Source organism: Haloferula sargassicola, assembly GCF_040362925.1.
Lineage (GTDB): Bacteria > Verrucomicrobiota > Verrucomicrobiia > Verrucomicrobiales > Akkermansiaceae > Haloferula > Haloferula sargassicola.
The window spans coordinates 49,448-73,085 of record NZ_BAABRI010000012.1 but is presented as its reverse complement, the minus strand read 5'-3'; the positions used below and the strand labels follow the sequence as shown (position 1 = coordinate 73,085).

Genomic DNA, 23,638 nt, shown 5'->3' with positions numbered 1-23,638 from the left:
CGAGGGCGGGAGGTGACAGGCCCGGCCGCGAGGACCAGTAAACTCAGGCACCGGCCGGCCGACGACCGGTTTTTCCGAACGTTTCGGCGTTTCGCATCATATCCCATGGGGCATCCGCGATGGCGCGGGGCCGCGCTTCGTTTCCAACCCAAACCCATGACCCGACTCTTCCGACTCCTTGTTTTCGGCCTCTGTTTCAGTGCCCTCCGCGCCGCGGAAAAGCCGAACGTGCTGGTGATTCTGGCCGACGACTGCACCTACAGCGACCTGTCTTTCAACGGCGGACAAAACGCCAAAACGCCGAATCTCGACCGCTTCGCCAACGAGTCGCTGGTCTTCGAGCGGGCATACGTGGGCATGGCGATGTGCTCGCCCTCGCGCTCGGAACTCTACTCCGGCCGGCTGCCGCTGCGGAACGGCTGCGCCTGGAACCACGGCAAGTCGCGCCCCGGCACGCGCAGCCTGCCGCACTACCTCGGCGACCTCGGCTACCGGGTCGGTCTGGCCGGGAAAAAGCACATCGGACCGCGCGAGGTTTATCCTTTCGAGAACGTCCCCGGCTTCGATGACAACTGCGTGCGCAATCCCACGCTGCCGCACGACCTCGGCGGCACCCGCGAGTTCATGACGCGGAAGGGCGACCAGCCGTTCTGCCTGGTGATCGCCCTGGTCGAGCCGCACGCGCCGTGGGTGATGGGCGACCGCTCGGCCTATCCGCCGCGCAAGCTCAAGCTGCCGCCTTATCTCGCCGACACGCCGCGCACCCGCCAGGACTTCGCGTCCTACCTCGCGGAGATCACCTACATGGACGGCCAGGTCGGCGAAATCCTCGGCCTGCTCGATGAACTCAAGCTCGCCGACGACACCCTGGTGCTCTTCAGCAGCGAACAGGGCGCCCAGTTTCCCGGCAACAAGTGGACCAACTGGGACAGCGGGCTGCACACCTCGCTGGTCGCCCGCTGGCCTGGCGTGACCCAGCCCGGCTCGCGCACGCGCGCCATGGTCCAGTATGCCGACGTGGTGCCGACGCTGATCGACCTCGCCGGCGGCAAGCCCGAGCCGGACGCCTTCGATGGCACCAGCTTCGCCGGGGTGCTGCGCGGAAAAACCGACGAGCACCGCGAGTTCGCCTACGGCATGCATAATAATTGGCCCGAGGGCCCGCCGTATCCGATCCGCTCGGTGACCGACGGCGAATGGCGCTACATCCGCAACCTGACGCCGGAAAAACTCTACATCGAGAAGCACCTGATGGGCCGCACCGAGCACAACGCCTACTGGCCGACCTGGGTGTTCCGCGCCGTGGAAAACCCTCATGCGCTGGAGCTGGTCGAGCGTTTCGTCCATCGGCCCGCCGAGCATCTCTATCACACCTCCGAGGACCGTTTTGAAATGAAGAACCTGGCCGACGATCCCGCCTGCGCGGAAATCAAGGCCCGGCTGGCGAAGGAGCTGGATCGCGAGCTGGCCGACCAGCTCGATCCCGGCATCCCGCTCGATACCCCGGAGGCCCACCACGCCGCGGACGACCTGAAGCCAAAGTTCCCGGGCAAGCCGTAGCGCGCGGGAATGGCGGGTTTCCGGCCTGCCTTGCGCACGGTGTAGGGTAAGAAACATGGGTGATCGCCGAAGAGAGGAAGAGGATGCGCACGTCGCGGACGATGAGCGCACCGCCGACTCCTGGCAGGATGGCGGCTTGAGTTCCGACGAGCTGCTGCCGCTGGTCTACGATGAACTTCGTAGATTGGCCGCGCAGCGGCTCAACCACGAGTGGGGCAGCAACCAGACGCTGCAGCCGACCGCGCTGGTCCACGAGGTGTGGCTGCGGCTCGGCGAGCCGAGCGCCGACATGTGGAACAGCCAGGGCCACTTTTTCGGCGCAGCCGCCCAGGCGATGCGGCGGATCCTGGTCGACCGGGCACGGCAGAAGTCGGCCGCGAAACGCAGCCCCACGCCGGACTTCGACTACTTCGAAAACCAGTGGAACGAGAGCGACGAGCACATCCTCATGATCCACGAGTGCCTCGGCGCGCTTGAGAAAACCAATCCGGACGCCGCCGAGATCGTGCTGCTGAAGTTCTACGGCGGCCTCACGACCCACGAAATCGCCGACATCACCGACTCCAGTGTGCGCAGCGTGGAACGGCGCTGGATGTTCGCCAAGGCCAAGCTCTTCAAGCTGATCCGCCGGCAGCTGGGGGAAACCACCGAGCCGGAGTCATGAAGGAGGATCCTGCCAGCGAGTTCGATTCCGCCGTCTACCAGACCGTCCTCGCCATGGAAAATCCGGCAGCGCGCGAGGAGTTCCTCGACCGCGTCTACGGTCCCGATGACCCGGCGAAGAGCGAGATGCGGGATTTGATCGCGGCCGCCAGCGAGGCGGCGCGGTATTTCAGCGACGCGGGCGACGAACGGACGCAGATCGCCAAGGAAGTGGTCGGGGAACTTCCCTCGAAGCCGGCCCCGTCGATCGAGGGCTTGGAAGAGGAGGCGCCCGGCAGCCGGGTCGGCCGCTACCAGGTGGTCCAGCGCCTCGGCGAGGGCGGCTGTGGCATGGTCTACGAGGCGGAGCAGGAGCATCCGATCCGCCGCCGCGTGGCCGTGAAGGTCTTGCGCCACGGCGCCGACTCGGCGGGCATCATCGCCCGCTTCGAGTCCGAGCGCCAGGCCTTGGCCCTGATGGACCACGAAGGCATCGCCAAGATCCTCGACGGAGGCACCTCGGAAACCGGGCGGCCCTACTTCGTGATGGAGCTGGTGAAAGGCGAGCGGGTGACGACGTACTGCGACCGCCACCGGCTGACCGTGCGCGAGCGGCTCGATCTTTTCATCCAGATCTGCGAGGCCATCCAGCATGCCCACCAGAAGGGCGTGATCCACCGCGACATCAAGCCGTCGAACATCCTCGTGGTCCACGGCCCCGACGACCGCCATTCGCCCAAGATCATCGATTTCGGCATCGCCAAGGCCGCGGGCCCGGACCGCTTGGGCAACCCGACGGCGTTCACCTCGCACGACGAGTTCATCGGTACGCCGGTCTACGCCAGCCCGGAGCAGCTCGACCTCGTCTCGCTGGACGTGGACACCCGCACCGACATCTACAGCCTCGGCGTCTTGCTCCACGAGCTGCTCACCTCCCACACGCCGGTGGGCATGGAGGAAATCCGCGGCCTGAGCGTGGCGAAGCTGCATCGCAAGCTGCTCGACATGGAGCTGGTGCGGCCCTCGGCGCGGCTCCAGGTCGAGCCGCCGGAAGCACTGACGAAGATCGCCGAGGCCCGCAGGACGGAGCCCGCGGCGCTGATTCATGCCCTGCGCGGCGACCTCGACTGGATCGTGCTCAAGGCTCTCGAAAAGGAGCGGACCCGCCGCTACCAGACGGTCAATAACCTGTCGACCGACATCCAACGTTTCCTCCGCGACCAAGCCGTGCTGGCGCGGCCGCCGAGCCGCGTTTACCTGCTGCAGAAATTCATCCGCCGCAACCGGCTGGGCGTCGGTTTTTCGGCCGCGCTGATCCTGCTGCTGCTGCTGGCCCTGACGGTGACCACCTCGCTTTACCATCGCGCCGAGCGCTCGCGCGACATCCAGTTCCGGTTGAAAAACGAGGCCGAGAACGCCCGCCGGCAGGAGAGCCGGCTGCGGGCCCAGGCGGATGCGCGGGCCAACGTGGCGCGGGTGGCCATGCTGCTCGACCAGGGCCGCATCGATGAGGCCGACGAGCTGCGGCAGAAATACCCGCTGTCCTCGATCGAGCCCTCGCTGGAGGCCGCGGCGGTGTTCCGCTCGTTGGGCGACTGGAATGCCAAGCAGGGCCGGATGGCGCAGGCGCTGCCCTGCTACCGGCTGCTGGTGCAGGCCAACCGCTTCGACCGGCCCGAGCAGGTGCTGCTGGGCGTGGACCTGCTGGTGATCGGCGTGGCCTTCGCCGAGTTCGCGCCGGAGGAATACCCGGCCTATCGCGAGGAGGTCGTCGAGACCTACATGCCGCCCACCGGCCGGATCGAGGCCGAGCACCTGCTCAAGGCTTGTCTTTTGGCCCCGGCCGATGCGGAGTTTTTACAAAAAATCAAGCCGGCCGCGGACCACCTCGGCGACTCGCCGGAGGAGCTGCAAACCTACTGGGAGAACCTCGCCATGGGCCTGTTCTGTCATCGAAGCGGCGATCACCATCTGGCGGTGGCGATGGGTGAGGCCGGCCTTCGCCATCCCGCGGCGAAGTTATCCTGCAAGGTCGCCATCCATGCGGTCATGAGCATGTGCTACCGCGAGATGGGCGACCTCGAGCGGGCGGATGAGCAGATCGCCACCGCGGACGAGATGCTGCGCGCGGCCAATGGCGTGGACACGGTCGCCGGTCAACCGGTCGAGGCCTGTTGGTGGGACTGGGCGATCGCGCGGACGCTGGTCCGCGAGGGCCGGCAACCGTTGAAGTTCTCAAAGGAGTAGCAGACGCCGGCTCCGCCACGACGGGCAGCGCGAGGCCTTTTTTTGGCGGGCCATCCGATGGCAATCCGCACTCTTGGGATGGGAGCTGCTGCCGGTGCCATGCCGGCGGAGCGTCCCCTCAAGGCAAGGATTTCGGAATGACATCAAAGTGTTGGAACATGGGGATCGCGGTGCCGGGGATGCTCGGCGCGCTGGTCATCTCCCTCGGCGCGGCCCCGGTCGCGGTTCAAAGCTCGGCCTTGGTGGGCGAAGGCATCGCCGGGTTCAGCCCGAAAGGGTATGACCCGAAGCTGACGCCGTCGCTGTGCCTGGAAAAGGTGCCGCAGAGGGTGGGGGACCTGCCGCAGGATTGGCGGCTCACGCCCACCTTTGACATCGAGGATGGCAAGGCGAGCGCCAGCCTGAGCGTGCCGGAAAACACCAGCCTCTACGGCGGCGGCGAGGTCACCGGTCCGCTCCTGCGCAACGGGCAGAGCATCGTTTTGTGGAACACCGACTCCGGGGCCTACGGCGTGGATGGCGGAAAGCGGCTCTATCAATCGCATCCCTGGGTGATGGGCGTGCGGCCGGACGGGACGTCCTTCGGCGTGATTTTCGACAGCTCGTGGAAGGCGACGCTGACGACCGGGTCGGAGCGCATCGACTTCGATTCGGAAGGGGCCTTGTTCCAGGTGTATGTGATCGATCGCGAGTCGCCGCAGGCCGTGATGCGCGGGCTGGCGGAAATGACGGGCCGGATGCCGCTGCCACCCCGTTGGGCGCTGGGCTACCAGCAGTGCCGGTTTTCCTACGCTCCGGAGTCCAAGGTCCGCGAAATCGCCGACACCTTCCGCGCGAAGAAGATCCCCTGCGATGTCATCTGGATGGATATCGACTACATGGACGGCTACCGCGTCTTCACCTTCCACCCCGATGGCTTTCCGGAGCCGAAGAAGCTCAACCGCTACCTCAACCAGCAGGGTTTCCACTCGGTGTGGATGATCGATCCCGGCGTGAAGGTGGATCCTAATTACGACGTCTACCGTAGCGGAGCGAAGCAGGACGTGTGGACGAAAAAGCCGGACGGCGGCGACTTCACCGGCTTCGTGTGGCCGGGCGAGTGTGTGTTTCCGGACTACACCCGGCCCGAGACCCGCGAGTGGTGGGCGGGGCTTTACAAGGACTTCATGGCGCAGGGCGTGGACGGCGTGTGGAACGACATGAACGAGCCCGCCGTGGCCCGTGAGCTGGGCGCCAGCACCAGCGACACGATGCCGGACGATACCCATCACCGCGGTGGCGGCGCCCTGCCGCCGGGGCCGCATCTGCTTTACCACAATGCCTACGGGCGGTTGATGGTCGAGGCCACGCGCGAGGGCATCCAGGCGGCGAATCCGGACAAGCGGCCGTTCGTGCTGAGCCGCGCGAACCTGCTCGGCGGCCAGCGTTTCGCGGCGACCTGGACGGGCGACAACTTCTCCTCGCGGGAGCACCTGGAGCTGTCGGTGCCGATGTCGCTGACGCTCGGCCTGTCCGGCCAGCCCTTCAACGGGCCGGACATCGGAGGCTTCCTCGGCGATGCCTCGCCCGAGCTGTGGGCGGACTGGATCGGGGTCGGGTCGCTGTTTCCCTTCGCCCGCGGGCATGCCTGCGCCGGCACCAACAACAAGGAACCGTGGGCCTTCGGTCCGGAGGTCGAGGACGCCGCGCGCATCGCCATCGAGCGGCGCTACCGCTTGCTGCCGTATCTTTACACGCTCTTCGAGAACAGTTCGCGGACCGGGCTGCCGGTGATGCGGCCGGTGTTTTTCGCGGACCCGAAGGACCCGGCATTGCGGTCGGAGGAGGACGCCTTCCTTGTGGGAAATGACCTGCTGGTCGTCCCGCGCTGGGCGGAAAACCCGTCGCTTCCCGGAGGCGTCTGGCGCGATCTCTCGCTGATCGAGGGCGATGACGGCCCGCACCAGCCGCACCTGAAGATCCGCGGCGGGGCGATCGTGCCGGCCGGCAAAGTGATTCAACACACCGGCGAGGACTCGCTGGCGCCGCTGACCTTGGTCGTCTGCCCGGACGAGAACGGCGAGGCCTCCGGCGAGCTGTATGGGGACGAGGGCGATGGCTACGGCTATCGCAGCGGCGACTTCGGCCGCTGGCGGTTCAAGGCCCGGACCGAGGGGAAGACCGTGCTGGTCTCGGTGGCGAAATCGGCGGGTCGCCAAGCCCTTCCGGGCGAGGTGCGGGTGGAGGTGGTGACGGCGAACGGCATCCGCCGCGGCAGTGGCTCGGTGACCGACGGGATCCGGATCGGCCTGTGAGTTTCCTTTCATGATGAAGTCCTGCATGTTCAGCCCCCTCGCGGGTATGGGTAAAAGAAGTACGGTGAGCATCGTAGCCACCTGTTTGGTGTCGATGGCTCCTTGGTGTCGTGGTGCGGAGAAAGTTCCCTACAAGGACCCGGAGACTCCCCTCGAGGCGCGGGTGGAGGACCTGTTCGCCCGCCTCACTTTTGAGGAAAAGGTGAAGATGCTCGGCGGTGCGGATGCCACCTGGATGCCGATCCCCCGTCTCGGGGTGCCGGCATTGCGGATGGTCGATGGCGGCCTCGGAGTCCGCGGCCTCGGCATCCCCGGCGCGGATCCGGACAAGGGCAGGGCCACTCAGGAAGGACCGGCCACCGCTTTTCCCGGCGCCGTGACCATGGCGGCGACCTGGGACACCGAGCTGATGCACCGCGTCGGCGCGGCGATCGCCGAGGAGGCGATCCACAAGGGCGAATCGGGATCGCAGATTCTTCTCGGGCCGGCGGTGAACATCCATCGCAGCCCGATGGGCGGCCGCAACGGCGAGTATTTTTCCGAGGATCCGCACCTCACCGCCCGCCTGGCGGTGGCCTACATCGAGGGCGTGCAGGAGACCGGCATCGGCGCCTGCGTGAAGCACTACGCCTGCAACAACCAGGAAACCGACCGCGGCGAGGTCAACGTGAAGGTCGATGAACGCGCCTTGCGGGAGATCTACTTCCCGGCCTTCGAGGCGGCGGTGAAGGAGGCGGGCGTTGTTTCCGTGATGTCCGCCTACAACCGGATCAACGGCCAGCACGTCACCGAAAATCCCTACATCCTCACGAAGGTGCTGAAAAAACAGTGGGGCTTCGATGGCCCGGTCATCTCCGATTGGGGCGCGGTGCACGCGACCGAATCGGTGCAGGCCGGCAACGACATCGAAATGCCGTGGGGAAACCATGTGGGCATGCAGGCGATCGAGGAGGCCCTCGAAAAAGGATCGGTCACCCGCGAGGCGATCGATGACTCGGTGCGCCGGCTCCTGCGCACGGTCATCCGGCTCGGCCTGCTGGAGGGGACGCCGACCATGGATCCGGCCAAGGTGAACTCCGATGAACATCGTAGTTTGGCTCTGGAGGTGGCGGCCAAGGGCATCGTGCTGCTGAAGAACGACAAGTTCGCGCTGCCGCTGGATCCCGGCAAGGTCCGCAAGCTGGCCGTCATCGGCGAGGGCGCGCGACGCCTCCAGTTCGCGGGTTTGGGAAGCCCGGAGGTCCACCCGCTCCGCAGCACCTCGCTGCTGGATGGGATCGCGGCCCAGGCCCCGGAGGTGGAGGTCGAGTTCGTCGATACCGAGCTCCATCCCTTCGAGATGCCGGTCGATTGGCTGTCGGTGCCCGGAAAGCTCGGGCAGCACGGGTTTCTCGGCCAGTATTTCGACAACCGCGACGTCCAAGGCCATCCGGTGCTGACCCGCGTGGACGAGGCGATCCGCATCGAAGGCCCCGGCTCGCCGGGCGACGGCGTGCCCGCCGAGGATTACAGCGTCCGCTGGAGCGCCGAGCTGCGGCCCGGGGAATCGGGATTCTATCAGCTGCGTTTCGCCGGTGACGACGGCTACCGCGTCACGCTGGATGGCGAGCGCATCATCGATCACTGGATTCCGAGCCCCGGCGACACCTCGATCGCCAGCCTCGAACTGGAAAAGGGGAAAACCTACCGCCTGCAGATCGAGTTTTTCCAAGGCGGTGGCAACGCGCTGGCCCGACTCGAATGGCAGACGCGGCCGCATGCCATCGATGCCATCGGGAAGGCCGCCAAGGCGGCCGATGCCGCGATCGTCTGCGTGTCCACCATGGGCGGCGAGCGCGAGGGCCAGGACCGCGCGACCTTCGACCTGCCCGGCGGGCAGGAGAGCCTCATCCGCGCGGCGCGCGAGGCGAATCCCCACACCGTGGTGATCCTCAACAACGGCACCCCGATCGGCATGAGCGGCTGGATCGACGAAGTTCCGGCCGTGATCGAAGCCTGGCTCCCTGGTCAGGAAGGCGGTGCCGCGCTGGCGGCCATGCTTTTCGGCGAGCTGAATCCGTCCGGCAAACTCCCCGACACGCTGGCGAGGAAACGGAGCGACTACCCGGACGCGCCGAACTTTCCGGGCAAGGACCACGAGGTCGAGTACGCGGAGGGCATCTATGTCGGCTACCGCCACTTCGACACGCGGGGCATCGTGCCGCAGTTTCCATTTGGCCACGGCCTGTCCTACACGCGCTTCGCCTACGGGAACTTGGAAATGTCGGCCGCCTCGGTGGCTCCGGACGGCGAGATCGAGGTCTCGCTCGAGGTCGCCAACACCGGCCGGCGGGCCGGCGATGAAATCGTGCAGCTCTATGTGCGTGATCCGTCGCCCGCCATCGATCGGCCGAAGCAGGAGTTGAAGGGTTTTGCCCGCGTCTCGCTGCAGCCGGGCGAGCGGAAGAAGGTGAGCATGAAGGTCCGGCCGAGGGATTTGGCCTATTTCGATGTCGCCCGCCGCCAGTGGATGGCGAAGGCCGGCCGCTATGAGATCCGGGTCGGTGCCTCGTCACGCGACGTGCGACAGCGATCGACCGTGCAGCTCACGGCGGATTTCACCGAGTCGGTCGAAGGTCGCTGACCGGTGGTCGAGGGCCGTGCGTCCTCAAAAGGCTGCATTGCGCGCCGCCCGGAATTGCAAAACGCTTGGTTCCCGAAGCTTCGGCAGCGGGTTTTCCCCGAGCCGGGCGGCGGCACGCGGGTTGCGATGGGGAAAGGATGGCCCGGTCGATCTGGAAAGGCTCCATCGCTTTCGGACTGGTGAACATCCCCGTGTCGCTGGTCTCGGCCGAGTCGCGGCCGGATGTCCACCTGCACATGGTCGACAGCCGCAACCACGCCCGCATCCGCTACGAGCGGGTCAACGCGGACACCGGCGACGAGGTGCCGTGGGACCGGATCGTGAAGGCCTACGAACACCAGGACGGCGAGTTCGTGCTGCTGTCCGAGGAGGATCTCGATGCGGTCCAGCCGAAGCTGACCAAGACCATCGAGATCAGCGATTTCGTGGCGCTGGACGAGATCGACCCGCTGCTCTTCGACAAACCCTACTATCTGGAGCCCGAGAAGCGGGGAAAGAAGGCCTATGCCTTGTTGCGGGAGGCGCTGCGAAAAAGCGGTCGGGCCGGGATTTCACGGGTGGTCATCCGGACCCGCGAATATCTCTCGGCGATGTTCGTGCGCGATGATGCACTCGTGCTGATGCTGCTGCGCTTTCCGCAGGAACTGAAGGCGACCTCGAAGCTTGAGCTGCCGGAATCCGGCGACAAGGACCTCAAGCCGGCCAAGCGCGAGATGGACCTGGCGCTGAAGCTGATTGACGAAATGACGACCGACTGGAAGCCCGACGACTACCACGACGAGTATCGCGAGGCGCTCATGGATTTCATCGAGCAGAAGGTGAGGAAGGGCGACGCGGTGGCGGACGTGAAGGAAGGCGAGGCCGAAGCCGACGAAGGCACCAAGGTCGTGGACCTGGCCGCCTATCTGGAGAAAAGCGTCAAGGAGCGCGGCGGGAAAACGTCGTCTTCGAAAGCCAAGAAATCCACACGGACGAAGAAACATGCCGCCAAGAAGACCGCCCGCAGGAAGTCGAAGTCGGCTTGAAGCCTACCGCGGCAAGCGCGACTTCAGCCGCACGCCCGAGCCGGCCGAAGACGGACCGGGAAAGCCGGGCCGCGCGTTCGTCATCCACGAGCACCACGCGCGCTCGCATCATTTCGACCTGCGGCTGGAAATGCACGGCGTGTTGGCGAGCTGGGCGGTGCCGAAGGGCGTCCCGGAGCGGGTGGGGGAAAAGCGGCTGGCGGTGCGGGTGGAGGACCACCCGCTCGAATACGGCAATTTCGAAGGCGAGATCCCGAAGGGCAACTACGGGGCCGGCCAGGTCGCGATCTGGGATCGCGGCACGTGGCAGCCGCTCGACAAGGACTGGAAGCGGCGGCTCGAGAAGGGGAAGCTGAAGTTCCAGCTGCGCGGTGGCCGGCTCGACGGCAGCTGGGTGCTCGCGCGGATGGACGAGGAGCCGAACTGGCTGCTGCGGCGGATCCAGGGCAGCGCGGCCGGCACGGGAAGCGACGTGGGCGGGCGCGAAAAGGCGGGCTTCATCGAGCCGCAGCTCGCGCGCACGGTCGCCAGCGTGCCGCGGGGAAAGGAATGGCGGCACGAACTGAAGTACGATGGTTATCGTATGATCGCGGTGAGGACGGGCGACGGCACCCGCTTGTTCACCCGCAGCGGGCTCGACTGGACCGACAAGTTCCGCGAGCTGGCCGCTGACCTGGACGGGCTGCCCGGCGGCGAGTTCGTGATCGATGGCGAGGCGGTGGTGTTCGACGGGAAGGGACGCTCGCGATTCGGGCTGCTGCAGGAGGCGCTGAAGGGCGGCCGCGGAGGCATCGAGTTCGTGGTGTTCGACCTGCTTCACCTCGATGGCCGCAACCTCCGCGACCTGCCGCTGGAGGAGCGGCAGCGCCGGCTCGGCGGGTGGATCCCCGAAGGCTCCCCGCGGCTCCGGGTTTCCAAGTCCTGGAGCGGCGACGAGGGCCCGTCGCTGTTCCGCGAGAGCTGCCGGCTCGGGCTGGAGGGCATCATCAGCAAGCCGGCCGACGGGCGTTACCTGCCCGGCCAGCGGCGGGCGTGGGTGAAGTCGAAATGCCGGCCGCGGCAGGAGTTCGTGGTCTGCGGCTTCACCGCGCCGGGCGGCTCGCGCAGCGGCTTCGGCGCGCTGGTTCTGGGTTCGTATGAAAACGGCCGGCTGGTGGCCCGCGGCAAGGTCGGCAGCGGCTTCACCGCAGACACCCGCGGACGCCTGCTGGAACAGCTCGAGCCGCTGGCAACGGAGCGGAAGCATTTTCCCGACATCAAGGACGTGAGCTGGGTGGAGCCGCAGCTGGTGGTCGAGGTCGAGTTCACCGAGCTGACCGCCAGCGGCTCGGTGCGGCAGGCCAGCTTCGTCGGACTGCGCGAGGACAAGGAGGCCGCGCAGGTGCGGCTGGAAGGTCCGGACCGCGGTGCCGAGGCGGGGGAGCGGCCGGAGGTGGCAGGGCAGGTCATCAGCCACCCGAACCGCACGGTCTTTCCCGGCGAGGGCATCACCAAGCTCGAGGTCGCCCGCTACTACGAGCGCGTGGCGGAGTGGATGCTGCCGCACGTGATCGACCGACCGCTGGCGCTGCTGCGCGCGCCCGATGGCATCACGGGGCAGACGTTTTTCCAGAAGTCGTTCAAGAACGGCGTGCCGGCCCACGTGAACCAGCGTGCCCTGGAGGATGGCACCGAGCTCATCGTGATCCGCGACGTCGAGGGGCTGGTTTCGCTGGTCCAGCATGGGACGCTGGAGTTTCACCCGTGGCTGGGTTCGGTCGACCGGCCCGACCGCCCGGACCAGGTGATCTGGGACCTCGACCCTCATCGCAGCGTGCCGTGGGAGGAAACGCTCGGAACTGCCTTCCTGCTCCGCGATTTCCTCGAAAAGCACGGCCTGCACCCCGTGGCCAAGCTTTCCGGCGGCAAGGGTGTCCACGTGATCCTGCCAATCGCGCGCACCCAGCCGTGGGCGGTGGTGAAAAGCTACGCCCGGAAGGTCGCCGCGGAGGTGGCGGCGATGAATCCCCGCAAGCTGACCACCGTCTCCAGCCTGTCGAAGCGCGAGGGAAAGATCTACCTCGACTGGCTGCGCAACGGCCGCGGCGCGACCTGCGTGGCTCCGTGGTCGCTCCGCGCCCGCGAGGGGGCGACCGTCGCCGCGCCGGTGTCATGGGACGATCTCGCCGACCTCGGCCCCGCCGATTTCGACCTGCGCTCCGCGCTCGAGTTTCCGGGCGAGTGGCAGGCCCTCCCTTCGCAGACCCTGCCCGTGTCGCTGTTGCGGGAAATGGGGGCGCTGTAGGAAGGGCAAGCAATCCGCCCGCGGTCCCTCGCGCCTGATCGTGCCGGGTTCATGCCGGGCGTGATGAACCGTGGGCGGCGAGGAGATCGCGGAACCAGTGCGCCGAAGGCTTCGGCGCACGGGTCATATCTTCGCGGTCCACCCCGACCAGCCCGAAGCGGGATTCCTCCCGGTAGCCCTCCGCCCACTCGTAGTTGTCCATGAGCGTCCATGCGAAGTACGCCGACACCCGTAGGCCGTCGTCGAGCGCGGCGGCGAGCTGGCGCAGGTGCTCGCCGAAGTAGGCGACGCGCCCGGCATCTTCGCCGGCGTATCCGTTTTCCGTGATGGCGAGGGGAGGCAGGCCGTGCGGGCCGTAGGTCTCGTGTATCTGCCGCAGCCCGAGCCGGAGGCCTTCCGGATAGACGGGCGGGACGCACACGCTCCAGCCCAGCGCGTTCTGCGATTCGCCCGGCAGGCGGACCGGCTCGTAGAGCAGCGGGGACTCCGGGGTGTCGGCGATCACCTTGCCGAGGTAGTAGTTGATGCCCAGGGCATGGAGCTGCGGCCCGATGCGGATGGCGTCGAGGTCCGCCTGCGAAAACTGCGGCATGGAGTCGGCATAGACCCGCGAGATCGCCTCCGGGTAGTGGCCGAGGAAGAGCGGGTCGAGAAACCACCCGTTGAAGAACTCGTGGGCAAGCTGGGCGGCGCGGAGGTCTTCCGGGGTTTCCGAGCGGGGAAAGGCGGGCTCGTAGTTGATCACGGTGCCCACCGGCGCCGCGGGCGCGATCTCGCGGATGGCCTCGAAGGCCCGGGCCTGGGCGAGCAGCAGGTGGTGGGCGGCGATGAGCGCGTTCCGCAGGTTCGCCTCCCCCGGCGCGTGGGTGCCGGTGTAGAAGCTGTTGTGGGCGCTGCACCACGGTTCGTTGAGGATGAAAAACTCATCGACGTATTCGCCCAGCTCCTCCACCGACGCGCGGGCGTGGAGCACGAAGTCATCCACCGTGGCCCGGTTTTTCCAGCCGCCCACCAGACTGTAGCGCAGCGGCAGCTCCCAGTGATAGAGCGTGGCATAGACGCGGATGCCGCGCTCGCGCAGCGCGCGGAAGTACCGGACATACCAATCGCGGGCCGCGCGGTTCACGCTGTTGTCCTCGCGCATCAGCCGCGCCCAGGAAATGGAGGTGCGGTAGTGGCGGAAACCCAGCGCGGCGATCAGATCGGCATCCTCCTCCCAGCGATGGTAGCGGTCGACCCCGGGACCGGGGCTTGCCTGTCCATGCACTTTGCCCGACTGCGTCGCAAACCACCCCCACATCGTGGGCTGGGACTGCTCCTCGCGCAGGCAGGCATCCTCGCCGATCACCTGGAGGTCGGAGTCGGCAACGCCGAAACGAAAGGACTTCGGGAAGCGCCGGGCCAGTTCGGCCGGCGTCGGAGCGGGTGCGACGTTCATGGCCTCCTTTGAGCAAGGGATGAACCAGCTCATGAGCATCACCCGAGTTCAAGACGCCCCGGTGGAGGCCGGCACCACCCGCCACGAGAATCCCAACGCGCCGACTTACGTCCTCAAGCACCGCGAACTGCAGGCGCTCTTCGACGCATTGGGCAACATCGATCCGGCCGCGGGCCGCGACCGCGGGCTCTACTGGAACTGCACCCGCTTCCTCTCGCGCTACGTGCTGCGCTTCGGCGACGGCAGGTCACCGGTGGGTCTCGGGGCTTTCGTCAGCGCCGACCATACGACGCTCTTCGCCGACCTGACCGATCCGGGCACCGACGATGGAAGGCAGAAGCCGGGCTCGATCTACCTTCACCGCGAGACGCTGCTGTTCGAGCAGCGGCTGTTGGAAAAGCTCATTCTCTCCAATCCCACGCAGGAGCCACGGAAGGTCCGGCTGCGGATCGACTGGGAGGCGGATTTCCGGGACCTGTTCGAGATCCGCGGCAGCCGCCGGAAAAAACGGGGCACGCATCGCGAGACCGGTGACCCGCGCCGGCAGGAATACCTCGGGCTCGACGGCGTGGAGCGGGTGACGCGCATCGAGCTGCACGGGCTGGAAGCGATCCGCCACGAGGAGGGGCGGGTGTTTGCCGAGACCACCCTGGAGCCGCGCGAGCAGCGGACCTTGATGATCTCGATCCTCTGCGAGCAAGACGGCGAAGCCTCGGCGGCCATCGATTTCCAAGGAGCGCGGCAGATGAGGACGGAGTGGGAAAGGGGGGTCCTCGGCGGGATGGCCGCGCTGCGTCTGAGCCACGAGGTGTTCCAGTCATGGATCGACCAGGCACGCACCGACCTGCTGATGCTGCTGACGGACACCCCGCAGGGTCTCTACCCCTACGCCGGCACGCCGTGGTTCTGCGCGCCCTTCGGGCGGGATGGATTGATCACGGCGCTGCAGACGCTGTGGTTCGCGCCCGCGATCGCCCGCGGCGTGCTGGCTTTCCTCGCCAGCCACCAGGCCAGGGAACACGATGCCTTTTCCGAGGCGGAGCCGGGCAAGATCCTGCACGAATCCCGCAAGGGCGAAATGGTCGCCCTGCGCGAAGTACCGTATGGGGCGTACTTCGGCAGCGCGGACTCGCCGCCCTTGTTTCTCAAGCTGCTCGGGCGCTACGTCCGGCAGACGGGCGATGGGGATTTCCTGCGGGAACACGAAGCGGCGTTCCGTCGCACGCTCGGCTGGGTGCGCGGGAAGCTCGCCGAGGAGGGCTTCATCACCTACGCGCGGCATCACGAGTCGGGACTGGTGCACCAGGGGTGGAAGGATGCGGACGATGCGGTGACCCATGCGGACGGCAGCCGGGCCGAGCCACCCTTCGCGCTGGCGGAGATCCAGGGCTATGCCTTCGCCGCGCTGAGGGAAGCGGCGGAGCTGCTGGACCTGCTGGGCGACGCGGAGGCGGCTGCCGGCTGCCGGCGGGAAAGCGAGGACCTGCGGGAAAGGTTCGAGCGGGAGTTCTGGTTGCCGGATCTCGGGGAGTCGGGGGGCTACGCGCTCGCCCTGGCAGCTGGGCGGCCTTGCCGGGTGCTTTCGAGCAATGCGGCGCAGTGCCTCTTCTGCGGGATCGTCCCCGGGGAAAAGGCCGCCGCCTTGGCGAGGTCCTTGGAGACCTCGTTCAGTGGCTGGGGCCTGCGCACGATCGATCCGGGCGCGGCCGCCTACAATCCCCTGTCCTACCACAATGGCAGCGTGTGGCCGCATGACTCGGCGATCGCCATGGCCGGGCTGTCACGCTGCGGCCAGCGCGATCTGGCGGAACGCATTCTCGAGGGACTTTTCGCGGCGGCGAAAGACTACGATTTCCGGCTGCCGGAGCTGATGTCCGGCTTCGAGCGGCGGAAGCTCGGCTTTCCCATCCGCTACCCCAATGCCTGCCGGCCGCAGGCTTGGGCGGCGGGATGCGTATTCATGATGCTCGAGGCGGCGATCGGCATCCGCATCGATGGCGCCAGGCGCGAGCTGCGTTTCCGCGACCCGTGGCTGCCGGCATCGATCGACAGCCTGGAGGTCACCGGCCTGCGCGTCGGCGAGGCGCGGGTGGGCGTCCGCCTGACCCGGCGGGGCCGAACGGTCGACTTCTCGCTCAGGGAAGAGGAAGGCCCCCCGGTCACCGCCGTGCTCGAGCGGACCTGTTAGGCGGCGTTCTGCGGCGGGGCCAGGGTCGCACTTCCGGTGAGGAGGGTCATCCACCGGCCGATCACGGCGGCGGGCCGATAGTGAGGACAGGCGGTGACCCGCGGACGACCGCCTTCGCGCCAGCGGCGCAGGGTCCCGACGACGAACTCCGGCTCCGAACAGTCGGCCACCTGTCCCGGGCCGCCGGCCTCGAGCACTTCGGACGCGGCGCCGAGCGGATGGGCCAGCACGGGGGTGCCCAGCGCGTTGGCCTCGGCAAACACCAGCCCGAAGGTTTCCGCGAACCCGGTTTGCGGATAGAAAACGCAAAGCGCCTCCGCGACGTGGCGGTGGACCTCCGCCGGGGTCAGGGCGCCATGCGCGATGACGCCTTCAGGAAAATCCGATCGACTGCCCTTCCAGTAGCCCGGATCGGCCAGGTGGAGCTGCATCCCGGGAAACTCGCTCCGGGCGGCCGCGAAGTGCCGCAGCACTTCATCGAGGCCTTTGTGGGGCGAGGAAAAGAACACGAGCTTGTCGGGATCAAACGCTGCACGACGCTCCAGCCGGGTCACGGAGACGGGATTCGGAATCATCACCACCCGGGCGCGGGCTTCCCAGGAGGGGAGCGCGGGGCGCATGACCTCGACCAGATGATCGCCGAGGCTGTGGGACACGGCCACCAGGTTGGCACCGGTGCGGAGGACCCCATCGATCCGGTGTCGCCAATGGCGGCCGGGAAAACAGTGCATCCACAGCAGCAGCCGGGCGGTAGGGAAACGGCGGCGCAGGCAGGGGAGGATCTTGTCGTTTCTCAGCACCACCACCACCTCGGGCGGGTCGGCCGGCAGCGGCGCCCGGTGCTGGTACGGGATGTATCGTACTCCAGCGGCGGTCACCCGGGGCGAAGTGCGGTTGTGCTGGGCGATGGTGACCCGCAGGCCCGCCCGCGCGAGGCCCTCGGAGACCTGGAACAGGGTGGACTCGGTGCCACCGAGGGCCCGCGTGCCGAGCGCGCCGGCGTCGAGCGCCTCGGGGCAGTCGACATCGATGAAAAGGACGTGCATGGCGGTCAGACGGCGAGTTTTCCGAGCCGGGGCAGGGGGGGGCGCTGGCAGCTCTCGAGCTGCTTCTGCAGGTTCTCGCGGGTGGCCGCGGTCATCGGCAGGTCGTCGGCCAGCCGAAACGGGGGCACGCCTTGGGTTTCCGCGAAGCGGACGGACTCCAGCTCGATCGGGGTGCGGCCGATCGCGGCGGCCGCGTCGCCCCACTGGCCGCGGCGATAGGCGCGGTTGCGGTGCCAGACTTCTTCGCGGTCGCGCCGGCGCTTTTCCCCGCGGTAGCCGGTGTCGCCATCGGTGGTCAGGGAGACGGGCATCTCGATCTTGGTCAGGAGCGGTTCCGCGATGAAGTGGAAGAGATGACCGGCGGCCAGCAGGCGGTTGCGCAGTTCGCGGTCCTCCTCCACGCTGTCGAGGAAGCCACCGAGGCGCTTGAAGCAGCCGCGGCGGAAGAGCGAGGAATTGATCAGCACCCAGTCGCCCTCGGTCTTCGAGGGGGACTGGAGCGTGGGGAAAAAGTCGTCCACCAGCGAGATGCGCTTGTCGATGAGGTGGACGGACCCATCGAGTTTGATGAAACGATGGGCGCCGGCGGCGACGTCGAACTGCAGCTCGCTGCCGGGCTCGATGCCGAACGCGGCCCAGTCGAGGATGTGATCGGCATGAGCGCGCAGCCCGAGCGCGCGGGCCTGGAGCAGGAGCTTGTTCGGCTCGGCAACGTCGTCGGAGTCGTGGAACGTGATCGCATCCTCTTCGCTGAGGGCCAGGCCGACGTTCTTGGCGCGGGCTGTTCCGCCGTTGGTTTCCAGGCGGACGTAGCGGAAACGCGGGTGTTCGAACCACGGCTCGACGACCTCGCGGGTGGCATCGCTGGAGCCGTCATCGACCACCGTGACGACGGCCGGGGCGTAGTTTTGGTTGAGGGCGGATCGCACGGCCTGCGCGAGGCAGCCGGCGCGGTTGTAGGTAGGGATGATGATGTCGATGTTCATCGGCGGATGGGTGTGAGAAGGACTTCGGGTCGCGGGCGGGTGCCGCGTTTTTCCCCCGCGGCCAGCGAGCGCGCCAGCCAGCCGCGGGCGGTGGCGACCAGCCACAGCGTCCCGGAAACCAGGGCGATGGAGGCATCGCCATGGACCAGGAAAAGAGCGGCGGCGAAGGCGAGCACCCAGCTCAGCGGTCGCACCCGGCCGGAGTTCCGGCGCGGGCGGTCCTTCGGCGTCCGCACGAAGGCGAGCTTGCGGCCCGCCAGCCCCTGCACGAGGCCGATCGCCGCTTCCGGCAACAGCGCGAGGCGCGCGACGGCCGCCTGGCCGCGCAGCCGCAGCGAACCCTTGGCCGTGGCGCAGACGAGCAACGCCTCGGCGAGCACGAGCAGCGAAAAGCCGGCCGCGAGCCACGGCAGCTGGGGATGAAATGCGGGGATCACCGCCGCCAGCGCAATGCCCGGCAACAGCAGGCATGCCCCGCACAGCCAGGCGGCCAGCTGGGCCAGGACGCTCAGTCCCGGCCACGCGGAGGAGCCGGCCAGCACCTTGCGCAGCACCTGCGCGTTGCCCGCCGCCCAGCGTTGGCGCTGCCCGCCGAGGACTTCGAGGCTTTCCGGCATCAGCCCGCGGCCCTGGACTTCATCGATGAAAAGCCCGCGCCCGCCCTTGAGCAACATCAGGCCGAGGTGGGCGTCCTCCGTGATGGTGTCCACCGGCCAGCCGCCCGCCTTTTCCAGCGCATCCCGGCGCACCACGCAGAGGGTGCCGGTGAGCAGCATCGACTCGGTGCCGGCCGAGCGGAGCGCGTAGGCATCGAAATACTGGCCGAGCTCGGCGGAGGCACCGGCGTTGCAGGGGGAAACATTGCGGTAGGCCTGGGGAAACTGGAGATGCGAGAGGCCGGGTCGCGTTGCGATGATTTCCGCCGCCCGGCGGAGATAGGTGGGCTCGACGGCATAGTCGGCATCGACCGAGCAGATCCATTCCGCCCGTGGATCGGTCCGCTGGAGACCGAGATTGAGCGCGCCGGCCTTGGCGCCGGTGACGCCGGTGTCGTGATGGAAATGGAAGCGGCCTCCGCGGCGGGCGCACCAGTCGGCCAGCGGCTTCCACCGCGCGGGGTCGGGCGTGTTGTTGTCCAGCACGACCACCTCGTGACGGGCGGCGGGATAATCGAGACGGGCCAGGGACTCGAGCGTGTGCAGCACGACCCCCGGCGGCTCGTCGTGGGTGGCGATATGGATGGAAATGAAGGGCGGCTCGCCGGATGAGCCCGGCCGATCCGTGGGAGCTGCCGCGGTCAAAGGTCCGGCGAGAAAGGCGAGCTTCACCCCCAGCGGCAGCGCGGCGAGCAGGAGAAGCGAGACCGCCAGCGCATGGCCGGGACCGACCATCAGCGATAGCAGCGAAATCCAGACGGCGATCACGGGCAGCAGGGCCTTCCAATCGAGCCTTGGGTTTCGCGGCAATGACATGCGGTCCCTTCAGCCCGCGCGATGCCAGAGGGCGGACCCGCAAGTGTCAGTGACCGCATTCGCCTTAGAGCCGCAAGGATCCGGCGGGGTTGCGCGGTTTTTTCCGGCTGCAAATCGCGCCTCGCCGCGCGTCCGGTGCGGGCGGAAATGCACCCGCTCGTTGCAGGATGCAGGAAACTTCCGCGGTCGGTCCTTAGGAGAGGAGCGGCCGGCACTCCTTGACCATCTGCCATGCTTCACGGCTGTGGATGACGAGGGCGCGGACGCGGCTGTCTGCGGTCGCGACATCGCAGTCTGGCACCGCGTTGCCGTTCAGGGCGGGGTCGAGGGTGAGCCCGAGGAAAGCGAAGGCCTCGCAGGCGGCGGTCCGCACGGTGGGCTCCGTCTCGCCGATCGTATCGGTGAAAACGAGGGCGCCCGGGAGCGTTCCCAGGCTGGCGAGCATCGAGCCGATGCCGGCGCGCAGGCGGTGGATGAAGACATCAAGGGCAAGCCTCGCATCGGGATCGCCATCGCCGGCGGCCGGCCGGATCCGGCGCGTGTCACCCGGCAGTCCCGACAAGCCGCTGAGGCCGGAGTGCCGGTTGAGCAGGGTTTCGATCTCGTCCGCCCGCATGCCCTGGCGCATGAGATGAATGAGGATGGCGGGGTCGATCGCGCCGCTGCGGGTGCTCATCGCAATCCCGTCGAGCGGCGTGAGGCCCATGGTGGTGTCGATGCTGCGACCGCCCACGGTCGCGCACAGCGAACAGCCGCCGCCGAGGTGACACAGGATCAAGGGCAGGGACGGATCACCCGCGCGGCCGAGCATTTCCGCCGCCCGCGTGCTCGCGGCGCGGAAGCTGATGCCGTGGAAACCGAAGCGCCGGATTCCGCGCGAACGCCAACTACGAGGACCGGCGTAGGTGAAGGCCGCGGCGGGCAGGGTCCGGTGGAAGGCCGTGTCGAAGACGGCGAAGTGCGGGATTTCCGGAAATCCGCGGCGGGCGGCGTCGATGCCCGCCCGGTTGGCGGCCTGGTGCAGCGGCGCGAAGCGGGACCAGCGCTCGATTTCCTGAAGCACGGAGTCATCGATCCGCACCGCGGCGTCGAACCGGTCGCCCCCATGGACCACCCGGTGAATCACGACCTTGGGCTCGTCGCGGAAGTCCTCGGGCAGGGCCTCCTGCGCGGCCCGCCAAAGAGCCTCGAAGCGGTCCGGGGTGTCCGCTGAAAGGGGATCGAGCCGGTGTTTTCTGCCCCCGTAGTCGAGTGAAAGCCCGGCCATGCCTTCGCCCGCCTCGGGGTCGGTGGTGACGAGCTTTGCCTGCCAGGCCGGGGCGGCGGGATCGGCGGACGTTTCCGCGTCGAACATCGAGAGCTTGAGGCTGCCGCTGCCGGCATTGACGGTCAGCACGTTCACCGCCGGCCTCCTTCCCATTTCCACTCGCGGATCTCCGGCGGGTCTTCTCCGGTTTCGCGGATCACGCGCGAGTGATCGCGCAGCACGTATTCGTAGTGCAGCACGCGTTCCGCGGCCCGCACGGCGGCGGCGGGATTGTGCGCGGCTGCAGCCTTGAGGGCCTGCGTGACGAGGTGGTAGCGGCTGGCGCCATTGCGGGCGAGCATGTCGAAGGGCGTCGTGGTGGTGCCTTCCTCGCGGTAACCGTTGATGGTGAAACGCGGGCCGCCCCGGTCGCCGAGCAGTTGCCGCACGGCGCTCGGATAGCCGTGGAAATTCACGATCACCGGCCGGTCGGCGGTGAAGAGCGAATCGAACAGCTGGCTGCCGAGGCCGTGAGGGTGGGCGGTGTCTTTTTCCAGGATCAGAAGGTCGGTCACGTTGACCACGCGGACACGCAGCTCCGGCACCTCGCGGCGCAGGATCTGGGCGGCAGCGAGGGTTTCCACGGTGACAATGTCGCCGATGCCCACCAGCACCACGTCGGGGTCGATGCCGTCATCGGTCGAGGCCCACTTCCAGATCGAGGCTCCGGCACGGCAGTGGGCGATGGCTTCATCCATCGGCAGCCAGCACGGGCCCGGGTTTTTGTTGGCGATGATCAGGTTGACATGCCCGACGCCGGCGAGGCAGTGGTCGAGGGTGGAGAGCAGGCAGTTCGCATCGGGCGGCAGGTAGACCCGCATGATGTCGCCTTTCTTGTTGAGCAGCGAGTTGATGAAATCCGGACTTTGGTGGCTGAAGCCATTGTGCTCCTGCCGCCAGAGCGTCGAGGTTTCGAGATAGTTCAAGGATGGAACCGGCTTCCTCCATGGGACCTCACCACTCATCTTCATGAACTTGGCGAACTGGTTCATCATCGAGGTCACGATCGGAAGGAAGGCTTCGTAGCAGGGAAACAGGCCGTGTCTGCCGGTGAGCAGGTAGCCCTGCAGCCAGCCTTGGCAAAGATGCTCCGACAGCACCTCCAGAACGCGCCCGCCGCGTCTGCCGAGATGCTCCGTGCGGCCGTCCTCCGCGAACGGCCACTGGTAATGGCGGTGCGTGGGCGCTTCGAACACGCCGCCGAGCTTGTTGCTTTCGAGTTCATCGGGACAGACCATGCGGAAGTTGTGCGGATTCCTTGCGATGACTCCGGCAAGATAGCGGGCGACCCGCTTGAGCGGGCTTTCCTCCGGGCCGCCCCGCTCCGCCGCCGTCAGGTCGATGGCGAAGTCGGGAATGGCCGGCAGGTCGAGGGGCCTGCGCCGGTGGCCTCCGAAGGTGGCGGGATTGCAGCCGAGGCGGCGGTCGCCCACGGGCACGAACGAGAGCAAATCCGCCGCCGGTCTTCCGTCATCGTCGAACAGCTCCTCGGGCCGGTAGGATCTCAGCCAGGCCTCCAGTTTCCTCAGGTGATCAGGGTCGTCGCGGACGTTGGGAACCGGGACCTGATGCGAACGGAAGCTGCCCTCGACCGGCTGGCCATCCACCTCCTCCACGCCGGTCCACCCTTTGGGCGTGTCGAGAAGGATCATCGGCCAGCGGGGTCGGCCCGGAGCCGCACCGCCGCGGGCGGCCGCCTGGATCGCGCGGATTTTCGAAAGGGAATCGTCCACCGCCTGACAAATCTCCGCAGCCTCGGGGTCGGCCGTGGCAAAATGCGGCTCCCACCCGTAACCGGTGAACAGGGCGGTCAATTCATCGCGATCCATGGTGCCGAAGACCGTGGGATTGGAGATCTTGTAGCCGTTGAGATGAAGGATCGGCAGCACCGCTCCGTCGGAGGCGGGATCGAGAAATTTCGTCGAGTGCCACGAGGCCGCGGTCGGGCCGGTTTCCGCCTCACCATCGCCCACGATGCAGGCGACCACCCGCCCGGGTTCGTCGAAAGCGGCGCCAAAGGCGGTGGCGAGCGCGTAGCCGAGCTCGCCCCCTTCATGGATGGTGCCCGGCACGCCGGGGAAAAGATGACTCGGATAGCCCCCGGGCCAGCAGAAAGCCTTGATGAATCGATGAAGCCCCGCGTGGCCGAGAGACATCGCGGAATCGAAGCGACCGAGGGTGCCATCAAGATAAAGGTTCGCCAGCACCGCCGCGGCCCCATGCCCGGGACCGGTGATCAGGAGCGCGTCGAGATCATCGCGACTTATCGCCTGGTTGAGGGCGGTCTGGACGAGATTGATCCCCGGACAGGTCCCCCAGTGCCCCAGCAAACGCGGCTTCACGTGCTCGGGCCGCAGCGGCTCGCGCACCAGCACATTGTCCTGCAGGTAGATCTGCGCAGCCGAAAGATAGTGCAGCGCACGCAGGTATCGACCGTGCACCCCGGATGAGGAAATGGAAGCCATGACTTCACTCCGCCGGAACCGTGCCAGCGGGGACGCGCAATTCCGGAATCCGGCGATCGGTG

Annotated in this window: 14 protein-coding genes; 8 read left to right on the top strand and 6 right to left on the bottom strand. The window is 67.5% G+C overall.

All coding sequences use genetic code 11. The annotated features are described in order from the left end of the window. Positions 1 to 156 precede the first annotated feature (156 nt). The 7 genes from ABXH26_RS11715 to ligD all read left to right on the top strand — a co-directional run bounded on the left by ABXH26_RS11715 (position 157) and on the right by ligD (position 12,675). Positions 157 to 1,560, top strand: a complete 1,404-nt coding sequence (locus tag ABXH26_RS11715; protein WP_353567256.1) for a sulfatase family protein — start codon at positions 157 to 159, stop codon at positions 1,558 to 1,560. A 55-nt stretch (positions 1,561 to 1,615) separates the two neighbouring features. Next, positions 1,616 to 2,224: an ECF-type sigma factor gene (locus tag ABXH26_RS11710; RefSeq protein WP_353567255.1), complete on the top strand. Its 609-nt coding sequence runs from the start codon at positions 1,616 to 1,618 to the stop codon at positions 2,222 to 2,224. Beyond that, complete coding sequence (locus ABXH26_RS11705) at positions 2,221 to 4,449, top strand: serine/threonine protein kinase (RefSeq protein WP_353567254.1); 2,229 nt, start codon at positions 2,221 to 2,223, stop codon at positions 4,447 to 4,449. The genes ABXH26_RS11710 and ABXH26_RS11705 overlap by 4 nt, the downstream gene beginning before the upstream one ends. A gap of 179 nt (positions 4,450 to 4,628) precedes the next feature. Beyond that, positions 4,629 to 6,743, top strand: coding sequence for a TIM-barrel domain-containing protein (locus ABXH26_RS11700; protein WP_353567330.1), 2,115 nt, complete (start codon positions 4,629 to 4,631; stop codon positions 6,741 to 6,743). A gap of 94 nt (positions 6,744 to 6,837) precedes the next feature. Next, a complete protein-coding gene (locus ABXH26_RS11695) occupies positions 6,838 to 9,366 on the top strand; it encodes a glycoside hydrolase family 3 C-terminal domain-containing protein (protein ID WP_353567253.1) in 2,529 nt (842 codons plus the stop codon). A 137-nt stretch (positions 9,367 to 9,503) separates the two neighbouring features. Next, positions 9,504 to 10,391 carry a non-homologous end joining protein Ku gene (ku, locus tag ABXH26_RS11690; protein ID WP_353567252.1) on the top strand — a complete coding sequence of 296 codons (888 nt, stop codon included), beginning with the start codon at positions 9,504 to 9,506 and terminating at the stop codon, positions 10,389 to 10,391. Further along, a complete protein-coding gene (ligD, locus tag ABXH26_RS11685) occupies positions 10,348 to 12,675 on the top strand; it encodes a DNA ligase D (protein ID WP_353567251.1) in 2,328 nt (775 codons plus the stop codon). Before ku ends, ligD begins: the two co-directional genes overlap by 44 nt. A 49-nt stretch (positions 12,676 to 12,724) precedes the next feature. On the opposite strand, the gene ABXH26_RS11680 is transcribed toward ligD, so the two are convergent. After that, positions 12,725 to 14,113, bottom strand: coding sequence for a glycoside hydrolase family 1 protein (locus tag ABXH26_RS11680; protein ID WP_353567250.1), 1,389 nt, complete (start codon positions 14,111 to 14,113; stop codon positions 12,725 to 12,727). Between the two features lie 31 nt (positions 14,114 to 14,144). Here ABXH26_RS11680 and ABXH26_RS11675 point away from each other — a divergent pair, with 31 nt between their 5' ends. Continuing rightward, complete coding sequence (locus ABXH26_RS11675; protein WP_353567249.1) at positions 14,145 to 16,301, top strand: amylo-alpha-1,6-glucosidase; 2,157 nt, start codon at positions 14,145 to 14,147, stop codon at positions 16,299 to 16,301. On the opposite strand, the gene ABXH26_RS11670 is transcribed toward ABXH26_RS11675, so the two are convergent. From ABXH26_RS11670 to ABXH26_RS11650, 5 genes are all read right to left on the bottom strand, one after another. Continuing rightward, complete coding sequence (locus ABXH26_RS11670; RefSeq protein WP_353567248.1) at positions 16,298 to 17,347, bottom strand: glycosyltransferase family 4 protein; 1,050 nt, start codon at positions 17,345 to 17,347, stop codon at positions 16,298 to 16,300. The two genes, ABXH26_RS11675 and ABXH26_RS11670, sit on opposite strands and share 4 nt — an antisense overlap. Before the next feature lie 5 nt (positions 17,348 to 17,352). Continuing rightward, the gene (locus tag ABXH26_RS11665) at positions 17,353 to 18,333 is read right to left on the bottom strand and encodes a glycosyltransferase family 2 protein (protein WP_353567247.1); all 981 of its coding nucleotides are present in this window, start codon (positions 18,331 to 18,333) and stop codon (positions 17,353 to 17,355) included. After that, positions 18,330 to 19,805 carry a glycosyltransferase family 2 protein gene (locus tag ABXH26_RS11660; RefSeq protein WP_353567246.1) on the bottom strand — a complete coding sequence of 492 codons (1,476 nt, stop codon included), beginning with the start codon at positions 19,803 to 19,805 and terminating at the stop codon, positions 18,330 to 18,332. Before ABXH26_RS11660 ends, ABXH26_RS11665 begins: the two co-directional genes overlap by 4 nt. 193 nt (positions 19,806 to 19,998) lie before the next feature. Next, positions 19,999 to 21,225 carry an acetate/propionate family kinase gene (locus ABXH26_RS11655; RefSeq protein WP_353567245.1) on the bottom strand — a complete coding sequence of 409 codons (1,227 nt, stop codon included), beginning with the start codon at positions 21,223 to 21,225 and terminating at the stop codon, positions 19,999 to 20,001. Further along, on the bottom strand, positions 21,204 to 23,576 hold the full coding sequence (locus ABXH26_RS11650; RefSeq protein WP_353567244.1) for a phosphoketolase family protein: 2,373 nt from the start codon (positions 23,574 to 23,576) through the stop codon (positions 21,204 to 21,206). The genes ABXH26_RS11655 and ABXH26_RS11650 overlap by 22 nt, the downstream gene beginning before the upstream one ends. Positions 23,577 to 23,638 lie beyond the last annotated feature (62 nt).

What these genes read in the sequence shown, in the direction of transcription:
- ABXH26_RS11650 (WP_353567244.1), bottom strand. Translation starts at nt 23,576, where the DNA reads ATGGCTTCCATTTCCTCATCCGGGGTGCACGGTCGATACCTGCGTGCG.
- ABXH26_RS11655 (WP_353567245.1), bottom strand. Translation starts at nt 21,225, where the DNA reads ATGGGAAGGAGGCCGGCGGTGAACGTGCTGACCGTCAATGCCGGCAGC.
- ABXH26_RS11670 (WP_353567248.1), bottom strand. Translation starts at nt 17,347, where the DNA reads ATGCACGTCCTTTTCATCGATGTCGACTGCCCCGAGGCGCTCGACGCC.
- ku (WP_353567252.1), top strand. Translation starts at nt 9,504, where the DNA reads ATGGCCCGGTCGATCTGGAAAGGCTCCATCGCTTTCGGACTGGTGAAC.
- ABXH26_RS11665 (WP_353567247.1), bottom strand. Translation starts at nt 18,333, where the DNA reads ATGAACATCGACATCATCATCCCTACCTACAACCGCGCCGGCTGCCTC.
- ABXH26_RS11710 (WP_353567255.1), top strand. Translation starts at nt 1,616, where the DNA reads ATGGGTGATCGCCGAAGAGAGGAAGAGGATGCGCACGTCGCGGACGAT.
- ABXH26_RS11680 (WP_353567250.1), bottom strand. Translation starts at nt 14,113, where the DNA reads ATGAACGTCGCACCCGCTCCGACGCCGGCCGAACTGGCCCGGCGCTTC.
- ABXH26_RS11695 (WP_353567253.1), top strand. Translation starts at nt 6,838, where the DNA reads ATGGCTCCTTGGTGTCGTGGTGCGGAGAAAGTTCCCTACAAGGACCCG.
- ABXH26_RS11660 (WP_353567246.1), bottom strand. Translation starts at nt 19,805, where the DNA reads ATGTCATTGCCGCGAAACCCAAGGCTCGATTGGAAGGCCCTGCTGCCC.
- ligD (WP_353567251.1), top strand. Translation starts at nt 10,348, where the DNA reads ATGCCGCCAAGAAGACCGCCCGCAGGAAGTCGAAGTCGGCTTGAAGCC.
- ABXH26_RS11700 (WP_353567330.1), top strand. Translation starts at nt 4,629, where the DNA reads ATGCTCGGCGCGCTGGTCATCTCCCTCGGCGCGGCCCCGGTCGCGGTT.
- ABXH26_RS11715 (WP_353567256.1), top strand. Translation starts at nt 157, where the DNA reads ATGACCCGACTCTTCCGACTCCTTGTTTTCGGCCTCTGTTTCAGTGCC.
- ABXH26_RS11705 (WP_353567254.1), top strand. Translation starts at nt 2,221, where the DNA reads ATGAAGGAGGATCCTGCCAGCGAGTTCGATTCCGCCGTCTACCAGACC.
- ABXH26_RS11675 (WP_353567249.1), top strand. Translation starts at nt 14,145, where the DNA reads ATGAGCATCACCCGAGTTCAAGACGCCCCGGTGGAGGCCGGCACCACC.